Source organism: Enterococcus sp. 2G9_DIV0600 (assembly GCF_002140615.1).
GTDB classification, from domain to species: domain Bacteria; phylum Bacillota; class Bacilli; order Lactobacillales; family Enterococcaceae; genus Enterococcus_D; species Enterococcus_D innesii.
Map to the genome: position 1 here is coordinate 626,499 of NZ_NGLL01000001.1, position 13,840 is coordinate 640,338.

At 44.2% G+C, this 13,840-nt stretch carries 10 protein-coding genes; 8 read left to right on the plus strand and 2 right to left on the minus strand.

Going from position 1 to position 13,840, the window contains the following annotated elements:
• Positions 1-103 precede the first annotated feature (103 nt).
• The 6 genes from xylA (at position 104) to A5870_RS03005 (ending at position 9,233) form a co-directional block, all read left to right on the plus strand.
• Positions 104-1,411, plus strand: coding sequence for a xylose isomerase (xylA, locus tag A5870_RS02980; RefSeq protein ID WP_086291754.1), 1,308 nt, complete (start codon positions 104-106; stop codon positions 1,409-1,411).
• Between the two features lie 141 nt (positions 1,412-1,552).
• Positions 1,553-3,019, plus strand: a complete 1,467-nt coding sequence (locus tag A5870_RS02985) for a glycoside hydrolase family 1 protein (RefSeq protein WP_074535428.1) — start codon at positions 1,553-1,555, stop codon at positions 3,017-3,019.
• A 36-nt stretch (positions 3,020-3,055) separates the two neighbouring features.
• Complete coding sequence (locus A5870_RS02990) at positions 3,056-4,465, plus strand: response regulator (protein WP_086291755.1); 1,410 nt, start codon at positions 3,056-3,058, stop codon at positions 4,463-4,465.
• A 137-nt stretch (positions 4,466-4,602) separates the two neighbouring features.
• Positions 4,603-5,502 (plus strand): ROK family protein, encoded by a 900-nt coding sequence (locus A5870_RS02995; protein WP_081117913.1) that lies wholly within the window; start codon positions 4,603-4,605, stop codon positions 5,500-5,502.
• Positions 5,499-7,769: an alpha-xylosidase gene (gene yicI / locus A5870_RS03000; RefSeq protein ID WP_086291756.1), complete on the plus strand. Its 2,271-nt coding sequence runs from the start codon at positions 5,499-5,501 to the stop codon at positions 7,767-7,769. Before A5870_RS02995 ends, yicI begins: the two co-directional genes overlap by 4 nt.
• The gene (locus A5870_RS03005) at positions 7,770-9,233 is read left to right on the plus strand and encodes a glycoside hydrolase family 43 protein (RefSeq protein ID WP_086291757.1); all 1,464 of its coding nucleotides are present in this window, start codon (positions 7,770-7,772) and stop codon (positions 9,231-9,233) included.
• A gap of 59 nt (positions 9,234-9,292) precedes the next feature.
• On the opposite strand, the gene A5870_RS03010 is transcribed toward A5870_RS03005, so the two are convergent.
• Together A5870_RS03010 and A5870_RS03015 are read right to left on the minus strand one after the other, a co-directional pair.
• The gene (locus tag A5870_RS03010) at positions 9,293-11,077 is read right to left on the minus strand and encodes a sensor histidine kinase (protein WP_086291758.1); all 1,785 of its coding nucleotides are present in this window, start codon (positions 11,075-11,077) and stop codon (positions 9,293-9,295) included.
• A 10-nt stretch (positions 11,078-11,087) separates the two neighbouring features.
• Positions 11,088-11,693, minus strand: coding sequence for a YesL family protein (locus A5870_RS03015; RefSeq protein WP_086291759.1), 606 nt, complete (start codon positions 11,691-11,693; stop codon positions 11,088-11,090).
• Positions 11,694-11,927: 234 nt separating this feature from the next.
• Between A5870_RS03015 and A5870_RS03020 the strand changes: the two genes are divergently transcribed.
• Both A5870_RS03020 and A5870_RS03025 read left to right on the plus strand, forming a co-directional pair.
• A complete protein-coding gene (locus A5870_RS03020) occupies positions 11,928-12,869 on the plus strand; it encodes an ABC transporter permease (protein WP_015510289.1) in 942 nt (313 codons plus the stop codon).
• 12 nt (positions 12,870-12,881) lie between these two features.
• Positions 12,882-13,829 (plus strand): carbohydrate ABC transporter permease, encoded by a 948-nt coding sequence (locus A5870_RS03025; protein ID WP_086291760.1) that lies wholly within the window; start codon positions 12,882-12,884, stop codon positions 13,827-13,829.
• Positions 13,830-13,840: the final 11 nt, after the last annotated feature.

Here is a 13,840-nt window from a genome sequence, read left to right on the forward strand (position 1 = left end):
ACAGCTAATGAAAACGCTTGACTAATGACGAGAATTGTCATACTATTTACAGTGTAACAGTTAGTTTGTTTCGCTAAATAACTAATATAAAGGAGATTGAACAATGTCTTATTTCCCAGAGATCGAAAAAATCCGCTACGAAGGTCCTAAAACAGACAATATGTTTGCATTTCGCCACTACGATGCCGAAGAAGTTGTTTTAGGCAAGAAAATGAAAGATCATCTACGTTTTGCAATCGCCTATTGGCATACGATGACGCAAGACGGCTCTGATCCTTTCGGCGCACCTGTCAACAAACGGACGTGGATTGGTGACACCGAAATGGAAACGGCGAAAAATCGAGTAGAAGCCTTCTTTGAGATTTGCGAAAAATTAGGGGCAGAGTTCTTCTGTTTCCATGATGTTGACGTGGCACCTGCGGGAGAAACGTTAGAAGAATTTTTCCAAAACTTAGACGAAATCACCGATTTGATCAAAGAAAAAATGGAACAAACGGGAATCAAACTATTATGGAATACAGCAAATATGTTCTCACACCCTCGTTTCAACAACGGCGCTGCTTCCACCAATAATGCGGAAGTTTACGCGTATGCAGCAGCCCAAGTTAAAAAAGGCTTAGATATCTCGAAAAAATTAGGCGGTGAAAACTATGTCTTCTGGGGCGGCCGTGAAGGCTATGAAACCTTGTTGAATACAGACATGAAATTTGAACAAGACAACATCGCCCGTCTATTCAAAATGGCGATCGCTTATGGAGAAAAAATCGGTCATAAACCGCAGTTCTTATTAGAGCCGAAACCAAAAGAACCATCAAAACACCAATATGATTTTGATGCAGCGACAACGATGGCCTTCATTCAGCACTACGGCTTAGAAGGAGATTTCAAGTTAAACCTAGAAGCCAATCATGCAACATTAGCTGGCCATACCTTTGAACATGAAATCGCTGTTGCCCGCAGCTATAACGCATTAGGCTCACTGGATGCCAACCAAGGAGATATGCTGTTAGGATGGGATACGGATGAATTCCCAACCAACGTCTTTGACTCGACACTCGCTTTATACGAAGTCTTAGAAAACGGCGGCATCGCACCGGGAGGAATCAACTTCGATTCTAAAGTCCGTCGTTCGTCATTTGAAATGGAAGATCTGTTGTTAGCCCACATCGCTGGTATGGATACTTATGCCCGAGCGTTGAAAGCAGCAGCCAAACTAAAAGAAGACCGCTTTTTAGACGAGTTGAAGGAAAAACGATACGCCTCTTTCCAAGAAGGCATCGGAGCGAAGATCGTTGCTGATGAGGAAAACTTAGAAACACTGACAGATTACGCATTGGCGCATGATCAAATCGAATTAGAATCCAGCCACATTGAATATGTGAAATCTCGTTTGAATGATTACCTGTTTTAATAAGAAACGACTGTCGTTCTGAGGAGCGACAGTTTTTTCACCTAAAAAATATCTTTTGGCAATTGTTACGAATCAACCAAATTATGATACGATAAAATGTAACCGATTTAACTCGGTTTAGGAATTGAAGGAGGCAACTTGATGTTTCACACAAACTTAGATCCTTTCCCAGAAAACTTCTTATGGGGGGCGGCTTCGGCGGCCTATCAAATTGAAGGTGCGTGGGCAGAAGACGGCAAAGGTCCATCGATTTGGGACACCTATGCTCAAATTCCCGGCAATACCTTTGAGGAAACCAACGGCAAAGTAGCGATCGATCATTACCATCGGTACAAAGAAGATGTTGCTCTGATGAAACAAATGGGCTTGAAAGCCTATCGTTTCAGTGTGGCATGGTCACGAATCTTACCTGATGGCGAAGGCGCGGTCAACGAAGCGGGTGTGGCGTTTTACGAAAAGCTGGTGGACGAATTGCTTCGGCAAGGAGTAGAGCCGATTTTGACGCTGTATCATTGGGACCTTCCCCAGGCTTTGCAAGACAAATACTTAGGATGGGAAGGCCGAGAAACAGCAGAAGCATTTGAACGGTATTGTCGGATCCTTTTTGAACGCCTAGGAAAGAAAGTCACCTATTGGGTCACCATGAATGAACAAAATGTCTTCACTTCTCTTGGGTACCGTTGGGCGGCACACCCACCAGGCTTGAAGGACTTAAAACGGATGTATGCAGCCAATCATATCATCAACCTTGCCAATGCTAAGGCGATCAATTTGTTCCATGAGCTGGTTCCTCAGGGCAAGATTGGTCCAAGTTTTGGCTATGGTCCGATGTATCCGTTTAGCTGTGACCCAGAAGATGTGCTGGCTGCAGAAAATGGCGAAGCCTTCAACAACGCGTGGTTTTTAGATGTCTATTGCAAAGGCGAATACCCGAAATTTGTCTACAAGCAATTAGCCAAAGTTGGCTTGGCTCCTGAAGTCACTCCAGAAGATCAAGCACTATTAAAACAGGCAAAACCTGATTTTTTAGGGATCAATTACTATCACGGTGGGACGGCCCAACAAAACAATTTGCAAAAGCAGTCAGCTGAAAAGAAAGAATTTTCTAAAGTCGATCCGTATTTGATGCAAGCGGCAGCTGGCGAGTTCTCACCAGAAGAAACCATGTTTGCGACGGCGGAAAATCCCCACTTGAAAAAAACAGATTGGGGCTGGGAGATCGATCCCGTTGGTTTCCGTGTAGCCTTGCGGCGCATCCAAGCCAATTATGACTTGCCGATTTTTATTACTGAAAATGGGTTAGGCGCCATCGATCAATTGACAGAAGACAAACAGATCCATGACCCCTACCGCATCACCTATTTGCAGGAACATCTGGTTGAATTGCAAAAGGCCATCACGGATGGGGTTGAGCTGATCGGCTATTGTGCTTGGTCCTTTACAGATCTACTAAGTTGGTTGAATGGATACAAAAAACGCTATGGGTTTGTTTATGTCGATCGCGACAATCAAAGCGAACGTCAGTTGGCGCGCATCCCGAAAGATAGTTTTTATTGGTATCAAGAGGTGATTCGCACCAACGGGGCAAGTTTGACAAGTGAAACATGATGTAACGAAGGAGTAGCTGAAAATGGAGGTTGGAAAATGCGTAAAGTGTTGATCGTTGATGATGAAGCGTCGATCCGAAATGGACTGCCTCTGATCATCGATTGGGAACGTCTGGGGTATCAAATCGTCGGGTCGGCGGAAAACGGCGAAGCTGGCTTGGCGATGATCCGTGAATTGAAGCCAGACGTTGTGATCGCTGATATCCGTATGCCGGGAAAAAATGGTCTTGAGATGGTGCAAGCAGCATCGGAGGAAGGTCTTTTGTTTTTTGCCATTATTTTGTCCGGCTACTCAGATTTTGACTATGCCAAGCAAGCGTTGCAACTGGGCGCTGTGACCTATTTGCTGAAACCAGTTGATGAAGAAGAGCTGATCGGTATTTTGACGAAAATCGATCAAAAAGCCAAGACCGATCAGCAGAAAAATCAGAAGAGTCAGTTGATGGAGAAATTGTTTGGCGGGGATCAAACGGGGATCAAAGAGGCACAAGCCATCAAGCTATTGCGACTTCCCGAGGAGGCAGATGCCCAAAAGCTGGTTGAGAAATTGCAGGAGCAAGTGGCGCAAGTCATCACCTTGATCCATCGGCATCATCGGTATTTGGTTTTGTTAAACGAGGAACGCTTTCCCGACAAGGCGATCGATACGTGGTGCCGCAAAAAAATGGCTCATCAAGAAATCTTGATCTCCCGCTGGTTTGCGGCGCAAGATAACTTGAAGCCATTGATGATCGACATCCAGACATTGAGTAAATTGATTTTCTTATTTCCCAATCAAGTCATTTCTCACCATGTTTTGGATACGACCCAAGAAGCAGAAGAACGAAGCGATTTGCGTGAAGAATTAGTAAAAGCGATTTTGGCAAACGATCCGTTGGAACAGCCGTTATTCCGCTATTATCAAACCTTTTATCATTCATTGGCATTGGAAGAAGAGATCAAATGGCAAATCAATGGCGACATCGAATGGCTGCAGCATCAAATCAGTGAAAAAGTAGCCTTAGCGATCGAATGGTCGACAGACGAAGTGCATCAGCAGATTTTTCTCGCCCAAACGTTTCCGATGCTGCAAGAGGTCATCGCCGAAAAACTAGCAGCCTTGCAAGCAACAGTCGCCAGCAGTTTGAACCAAATCGATATCATTGCAGAATTGATCCAATATACAAAAAAGCATTATCAAGAAGATTTGACCTTGAAAAAAATCGGGGAACGTTTCAATTACAATAGTGCCTATCTAGGCAAGAAGTTTCGCAAAGAAACCGGTAAAAATTATTTGGCGTTCTTGGATGAAGTGCGAATGGAAAAGGCGGTGGAAATCTTGCGTCATTCCAATCTAATGGTCTACGAAGTCGCTGAATTGGTAGGCTACAGCAATGTTGATTATTTCTACAAAAAGTTCAAACAATACCATCAGGTTTCACCAAATGAGTTTCGGAAAAATGAATAACCACAAAGATGTCCGTGATTTTCTACGGACATCTATTTTTTAGGGTAACGATGACTAAATTGCTTGGTAGGCTTTCTTTTTTTTCTTTTATATAATTTAGATGAAACTGTAAGCGCTTTTCGAACGGAGGAGGAGAAATGACAGATGTACGCCTGTGCTTTGATGTAGGCGGGACCTATATCAAATTCGGGGTTTTTACCGAGAAGAATCAATGGCTGGACCGAGGCAAAATCAAAACCCCGAGTAATACCCGGGATGAATTTTTTGCTGCCTTAGCTGCCAAAATACAAGAAGTCGAGCAAGCGCATGTCATCGAAGGAATTGGGCTGAGTTTTCCTGGGTTCATTGATTCAGTCAATGGCCGAGCGATCATGGCGGGGGCGTTGGCTCCTTTACACGGCTGTGCTGTCGTACAAGAGCTACAGCAGCGTTTAACCAAGTCCTATCCGATCTGGATCGAAAATGATGCGAAATGTGCTGCTTTAGCAGAACTTTCGACCGGCAATGCTACTGACGTACAAGATTTTGTCATGATTACATTAGGCACCGGTATTGGTGGCGCGCTCGTTCATCAGCGCCAGTTGATTCACGGGAATGGGTTTCGGGCAGGAGAATTCGGGATGATGATCACTGATTTTCAAGCATCTTCTTTTGCGACCCTCCATGATCTAGCTTCAACGAGAGGACTGATTGCTGCCTATCGACGGGCAAAAGCGATTCCTGAATCAGAGGAGATTTTAGGCGAAACCATCATGCAGCAGCGGTCGAGTGATCCTGAAACGCAGGAGATTCTGAAACAGTGGGCACGTTATGTCGCACTTGCGATTTACAACCTAGCTGTCACGATGAATCCCGAAAAAATACTGATCGGCGGCGGCATCAGCCAAAACCCTGATCTATTAGCTATAATCAAACAAGCAATCAATGAGAACCCCCATTGGCCGGATTTCCAAGTGCCGATCGAGACTTGTCGTTACTATAATGATTCTGGTCTGTTAGGGGCGTTGACATTGATCCAACAAGGAGGAAAAAAATGAAATTTTCAGATGGCGGTTGGTTATTTCGTGAAGGATTTGATGTGAAATTTGCGGTGCATGTCTACGATGCCCGTAAAGAAGAAAACAAATTGGTTTTATATCTGCCTTATAGCTATGTCGGACATAAAGGGGCAACGCTGGATGGCGGATTGTTAACGATGGAAGTCACTACCCCTAGAAGCAATATCATTGGGATCACCCTCTATAACTATAAAGGGGTCCAAGCCAAAGCCCCCGATTTTGAATTGATGACAGAAGCGATCACTCCTGATATTTCAGAAGACGAGCAATCATATGTTTTTCGCTCGGGAGACTTGCAAGTCGTAATCACCAAAGAGGAAAATGTGACAGCTTCGTTTTATTACAAAGAACAGCTGATTACCCAAAGCAAGCCTCGCAGCAAAGCCTTAGTGATTGATCCGCAAGCAAATACCCATATCAGCGAACAGTTGACCCTGGATGTGGGAGAAACGATCTATGGTTTAGGGGAACGCTTTACTAATTTCGTGAAAAATGGCCAAAGTGTTGATATTTGGAATGCCGACGGGGGCACTGGTACAGAGCAAGCTTATAAAAATATTCCGTTTTATGTAAGTAATAAAGGGTATGGCGTCTTTGTCAATTCACCAGATCGGGTGCAATTCGAAGTGGGGAGTGAAAAAGTTTCGCGTGTTCAATTCAGCAATCCAGGACAATCGCTACAATACTTTGTGATTGCTGGTGATGAGCTGAAACAAGTGATCCAGCGCTACACTGATTTGACGGGAAAACCGTCGCTGCCGCCTGCATGGTCCTTTGGGTTATGGCTAAGTACCTCGTTCTTGACGGATTATGATGAACAAACCGTGACGTCTTTTGTAGACGGTATGGCAGAACGTGAGATTCCCCTTGAGGTCTTTCATTTTGACTGTTTATGGATGAAGGAATACGAGTGGTGCAACTTCACGTGGGACGAACGAACTTTCCCAGAACCGGAAAAAATGCTGCAGCGCTTGAAAGCCAAAGGATTGAAAATCTGTGTTTGGATCAATCCTTACATTGGGCAAAAATCCCCCTTGTTTGATGAAGGGATGGCCAATGGCTACTTTTTGAAACGCGCCAATGGAGATGTCTGGCAATGGGACAAATGGCAAGCAGGTTTGGCGATCGTCGACTTCACCAACCCTGAAGCGGTCGCTTGGTACAATAGCAAGCTGCGTACCTTATTAGACATGGGTGTGGATTGCTTCAAAACGGATTTTGGGGAACGGATTCCCACCGATGCGGTGTACTATGACGGCTCTGATCCAGAAAAAATGCACAATTATTACGCCTACCTATACAATAAAGTCGTCTTTGACTTGCTGAAAGAAGTCAAGGGAGCAGAAGAAGCCATCGTTTTTGCGCGGGCAGCTTCGGTTGGTTCGCAACGTTTGCCTGTACACTGGGGTGGCGACAGTACCTCAGATTATCCATCGATGGCAGAGTCACTGCGAGCAGGTCTGTCCTTTGGGTTAGGCGGCTTTGGGTATTGGAGCCACGATATCTCTGGATTTGAAGCTGGCTCAACTCCAGACCTTTACAAGCGCTGGACACAATTTGGTCTGCTGTCTTCCCATAGCCGTTACCATGGCAGCTGGGAATACAAAGTGCCATGGGTTTATGACGACGAAGCCGTGGCGGTAGCCAAAGCCTTCACCAAGTTAAAATTGTCCTTGATGCCTTACTTGCAAGCCCAATCGGTGCTAACTGCTCAAACGGGGATTCCGATGATGCGGGCGATGGTCTTAGAGTTTCCTGAAGACGAGATGACCCATCATTTGGATCGCCAATACATGCTGGGGGAACACCTTTTAGTTGCGCCCATTTTTAATGATCAAGGAACGGTCTCCTTTTACGTACCGAAGACGAAGGGGCATTGGATCGACTATTTATCTGGCAAAGCTTACGAGGGCGGACATTGGTACCAAGAAACCTATGACTATTTCCACTTGCCACTGTTAGTCCGACCAAATCAAGTCATTATCGAAGGCTATGAACAAACCAAAGCAGTCTATGACTATGCCCAACATCCAACGATCCATCTTTTTGATCCGCAAGACAAGACCGCTGCCGCTATCTATGATCACCACGGTGAGTGGCTTGGCGAGGTGGCTGTCGAAAGAGTCGATCAAGAACTGATCGTCAAGCTGACTGGCATCCAGCAAGCATCCTTGCAGATTCACACGACTGCTGGAAAAACGAGCCATGAGCTGACGGCTGACCAAACCACGATAAAGGAGTTCTAGATGCCCATGCGAACCATCACGAATCCAATTTTGCCTGGATTTCATCCAGATCCCAGTATTTGCCGTGTCGGTGAAGACTTTTATCTGGTGACGAGTACCTTTGAATATTTTCCTGGATTACCAATCTATCACAGTAAAAACTTGGCAGACTGGCAGCTGATTGGCCATGGACTTTCGCGACCTGAGCAGCTGCAGTTATCGACTGAAAATCCCAATGCTTTTGGTCTGTATGCCCCAACCTTGCGTTTTATCAAGGACCGCTTTTACCTCGTTTGCACCAACGTTGGCGCAAACGAAGGAGGAGAAGGCAACTTTCTGATCTGGACGGATGACATCGACGGTGAATGGTCTGCCCCGATTTGGTTGGACACTCCTGGGATCGACCCGACGATTTTCGCAGATGACGATGGACAGACCTATTACTTAGGCACCCATAAGGAGATCTATCTGCGGACGATCGATTTGGCTTCTGGAGAACTAGGCCCGCGCCAAAACATTTGGACGGGCAGCGGAGCGGCTGATCCAGAAGGCCCCCACTTGTATAAAAAAGACGGCTATTATTACCTGTTGATCTCCGAAGGCGGAACGTCCTATGGGCATATGCTGACCATGGCCCGCAGCCGTTCCTTGACGGGACCCTACGAAGCATGCCCCAACAATCCAGTGATGACCAATCGCAGTACGAATTTGCCACTGCAAGCCGCAGGGCATGCGGATCTCGTGCAAGATACTAAAGGCAACTGGTGGGCAGTCTGTCTAGCAGTACGCCCCATCAGCTATCCTTTGAGGCATTTGTTAGGGCGGGAAACATGCCTACTGCCAGTGGACTGGTCAAACCCATGGCCGGTGTTTGGCGAGGAAGGTCATTTACCAGAAACCATTCAGGTAGACACAGCGGCAGCACCAAAGGAAACACGAAAGGAGAGCAGCAAGCCTGATTACGTTACTTTATTCGAATGGGACCCGACGTTGATTGAAGAAGAGCCACATAGCTTCTTGCTGCATCCTAATCAGACGGGTCTGTCTGATCAAGGCAAACTCGCGGCTGTGTTCCAACGACAAACCGCCTTTGAGCAACAATTTCAGGCAACCTTTGATTGTCGGCAACTAACGGATGGACAAGTGGGATTGACGGTTTTCTTAAATGCCACCCATCACTATGAGGGATACCTGGAAAAAACAGCGACCAGTCAGCAGCTGGTTTTCCGCCGACAAATCGGTTCCTTATGGAAAGTGGAAAAGAAACTGCCTTATGCAGCGGATACGGTCACCTTTCAGCTGAGCGCCGATAAAGAAACCTATCGTTTTTCTGTTCTTGATGAACAAGGACAAGCACAGCCTTTAGGCAGTGGAGAAACAAAATATCTGACCACTGAAGTCGGTGGTGTCTTTACTGGAATCATGGTGGGCTGTTACGCCAGTGCTTCTTCACCACAACAAACCCTTCGTGTGCGGGATTTCTAATCAATCAAAAGCCCCCCTTCGATTTCTGAAACAGGAATCGAAGGGGGGGCTTTACTGTTTTAGCGAGGAGAAAATGAATCTTGGCTTAGATCGTGGATCCGCAAGGTGACTTGTGTGCCGCTGCCCAACACACTCTCGATCGTTAAGCCGTATTCAGGTCCATAAAACATTTTGACCCGATGATTGACATTGGCTAGCCCAATGTTCTTTTTGGCATGGGTGGAGGGCGTCTTGATTTTTTGCTGCAAGTGTTCGAGTTTTTCTGGCGGTATCCCGCTGCCGTTGTCTTGTACCACGATCACCAGATCATGGCCGTCTTTGGTGATCGTCAAACGGACAAACCCTGGATAGGTGATGCCTTCCAAGCCATGGGAGATGGCGTTTTCCACCAATGGCTGAATCAGGAGGGGCAATATTTGGACCTCTTTTTGGTCGATCTCATTGGAGACTGAATAGGAAAAGTTGACTCGATCGCCAAAGCGCATCCGCTGGATCTTGACATATACGTGAACGGCATCTAAGGACTCTTCTAAACTCGTTCGCTTGGTCCCGTGGGCTTCTAGCGTATAGCGCATCGATTTTGCCAGTAATTTGATGGCATAAACGACGTCTGAATTGCCGGAAGTCAGCGCCATCATGCGAATCGTTTCTAACGTATTGAACAAAAAGTGGGGATTGATCTGCCCCGCTAAGATATTAAATTCCATTTGCTGCTGCTGAGTCAATAGCTCTTGCTGTGCCAGACGCGAACGGTAGATCTCTTCTTCTTTTTTCTTGATTCGTTGAATGATCTTATGGAAATCAAGAGAGATCTGAGAAATTTCATCTTCGCCGCTAATATTTTGAAAGAAATCATAATCCTCGATCGAGGCAAAGTAGACCGCCTGCTGCAGTTGAGAGATTCGTTTAGTAAAGAATCGAGCAAAGAGAAAGACGATGATGAAAGTAGTGATCAAAATCACCAAAACGATCGTGCTCCACCGGATCAGATTGGTGCGTAGATTGCGATAGGCATTGGTATCCGCACTATAAATCGTGATGATGTCTTCTTTGTTACTCATGGGTAAGGTGCTTTTTGCAATCAGAAAACGATCATCATTTTTCTTGAGAAAGGTGTCTGCTGTACTTAGTTCAGAATCACTTGAAAAACGAATTGGTTCCCCGACTTGATTGATCGTATCACTGTAAAAGTTGACATCATCGTTCAGTTGCAGTTCTAATTTATAGGAAGAATTACGAAGTCGGTTACTTAAATAATTGTAATCCACTTGAATGGCTAAAACGGCTCTTTCCTCAGAGAGCGGCAGGGGAAGATTTTTATATAAGGTGAGCCGATTCATTTCCCCCTCTTGTTCAGAGGTCATTAAAAAAGCATCCGGCTGTTTCATTGCTCGTTGGTACCAGAGGCTTTCTTTGATCGCATCATCCGCTTGGCGAAAGAACTTGTAATCTGGAATCGTCTCATTTGTAGTATAGATGGTCAAATCAGCAATCGAAGTTTGTAAACTACGTATTTCATCGATACGTTCATACTCACTAATCGTATCAACTGCTTCTTGTTCTTCTGAGAAAGCAGTTGTCAAAATCGTGCGTAAATGCGTATCATTAGAAAGCGTGCTGGCTGAGTTGGTCAAAGTGTTAGTGGTATCGAACAAAATAGATTTGACACGCTGAGCATTCAGCTCTGTAAGATGCTGATAATTGCCAGTCAATTGTTTGGTAGAGTCCCAAACCAACATCAAACCGATAGTGACGGTCGAAAGAATAATAATCGGCAGATAGATAATAAACAACTGTCGACGAATAGAGAACTGGTTGAGGTGTTTTACAAAGGAATGTTTCATTCAATCATCCTCACGCTTGATATCTGGTGAAAATCTTTAATAAGAGAAAGCAACTGCAGTAGATAACAAAAGCAATTCCGAACATCAGAAAGAGTATTCTGAAAAACGGTACGAATAACCATAATACACTGGTAATCACTAGTATTAACAACAGCATCATTGAACGCAGTGGTTCAACCAGCGGCAGCAACATCGCATTTTTAAGGGTTTGTTTGATCGTCGTGTCATATCGACCAACCAATGCTAAGCTATAAATCAGCACGATCAAGAAATAACTGCCTAAAATCAAAGCAACTATGCCAACGATACCGGCAAAGAGTGTCTTGAGGGAAAACCAGAAGCTAATACTGAAAATCAAGATTACCAATGGTAGGAGCAAGACAAAAAATACGACAGTTGCTGGTTTCCAATTGCTTTTTAAGGCTTGAAAATAGTCAGGTATCAATTCGCCTCTTTCACCATCAGCATAGTTGAGGCAGACTTCATACAAAGCGGATGTGGCCCAGCCAATGGTAATGACGGGCAAACATAATAAAAGATAAACAATATTTAAAAAAATGAAATGGATGAGTGTCGTCGTTACTTGATGAAACGTACTGTCGGGTTTGAACTTCATTAACTGTTCCTCCTCGTTGATGTTATTTGTAGTTTACATGTAAATCAGGCATTTTGAAAGCCTTATCAAAATTGTTTTTTTATGTTAAATGCTGATTTAATAATGTTTCTGGACAAGTTGTTATTTAGAATGTCTAAAATGTACGTATCAAAGTCCATTTTTGTCAGATGGCAAATAGAAGATGAGATGATAGGATAATTAATGTAAAGCGTTTACAATGCGAGGGGGATGAAAATGGAAATTGGAAGAAATAAAGAACCGGTTATCAGCAAGAGGGCAAACCGAGAAGGAAAGATCATGTTCCTTTGTGTCTTGCCTTTTCTTTGCTTAGTATTTTTATTTGCTTATTTTCCTTTACACGGATGGATTTATTCATTGTTTGATTACAAGCCGGCGTTAGGATTATCCGGAAGTGAGTTTGTCGGATTAAAGTGGTTCCGCATGCTGATTTCAAGTGAAACGCAAGTTGCACAGATCGTGCAAGTCATGAAAAATACTTTTGCGATGAGCTTTTTAGGTATTGCTACATCGATTTTTCCTGTGGCTTTTGCAATTCTCTTAAATGAAGTCAAATGGAAGTGGTTTAAAAGTTTGGTGCAGACGTTGACTACATTGCCCAACTTTATTAGCTGGGTGTTGGTTTATACCATTGCTTTCAGTCTCTTTTCTACGACGGGCCTATTGAACACACTGCTAGAAGAGTGGGGACTGATCACAGATCCAATCAAATTCTTAGACAGCGGCAATCATACGTGGCTGATGATGTGTCTATGGAACATCTGGAAAGGTTTGGGCTGGGGAGCAATTATGTACTTAGCGGCGATTGCGGGGATCGATCCTGAATTGTATGAAGCCGGACGAATTGACGGCGCCAGCCGCTTTCAATTGATGCGCCATATCACGCTACCTGCGCTGATGCCCACGTTTTTAGTCATGTTGATGCTGTCGATTGCTAATTTGCTTAATAACGGGATGGATCAGTACTTTGTATTCCAGAATGCCTTCAATAAAGAAACGATCCAAGTGTTGGACCTCTATGTCTATAACATCGGTCTTGGCGGCAATAGTTTGTCATTAGCAACTGCCATCAGTATGCTGAAAAGTTTAGTCAGCGTCGCTCTTTTGGCAATCGTTAATATTGCATCAAAGAAAATCAGAGGGTCATCGATCATCTAAGGAGGGATAGTCATGGAATTATCAGAAAATCTCAATCGAAAACGAACCAAAAAGAAAACAAAAGAAGCGCGCAGCAAAGGCGACGTCGCATTTACGATTTTAAACTATACATTTTTTGTTTTGATCACGTTGATTTGCGCTTATCCCTTTTATTATCTGATCATTAATTCAATCAGCAACAACGAATTAAGTGCATTAGGCGATGTTCGGTTTGTACCAAAAGGGATTCATTTTGAAAATTATCGACAAGTATTTCAATTAAGCGGATTGACCGCTGCGGCCATCGTATCGGTTGCCCGAACAGTCATTGGTACGGCTTGTACAGTACTAGCTTCTGCTTTTCTTGGCTTCATGTTCACGCAAGAAAAAATGTGGAAAAGAAAATTCTGGTATCGGTTTATCATTATCAGCATGTACTTTAATGCAGGACTGATCCCAATGTTCATCACCATGAAAACCCTTGGTTTAACAAATAACTTTTGGGTCTATATTTTGCCGGCGATTGTTCAACCATTTAATATCATTTTGGTGAAAACCTATATCGAATCGATTCCAAAGTCGCTACAGGAAGCAGCTGAAATCGATGGAGCAAACATTCTGCAAGTTTTCTTCAAAGTCATTTTGCCAAACTGTATGCCGATATTAGCAACTGTTGCAATTTTTTCGGCAGTTGCTCAGTGGAATTCATTCCAAGATACATTGATTTATATCACCGATCAAAGCCTTTATTCACTGCAATATCTGCTGTATACCTATATTAATCAAGCCAATTCACTAGCCCAGATGGTCAAAAATTCCGGCGGTGCGCTATCTAGTGTGGCCTCGGCAGCCACGACACAAACACCTACATCGATTCGGATGACCGTTTCAGTGATCGTTGTGTTACCAATTATGTTTATTTATCCGCTTTTCCAACGGTACTTTGTAAAAGGAATCATGTTAGGAGCGGTCAAAGGGTAGATAATAACAAA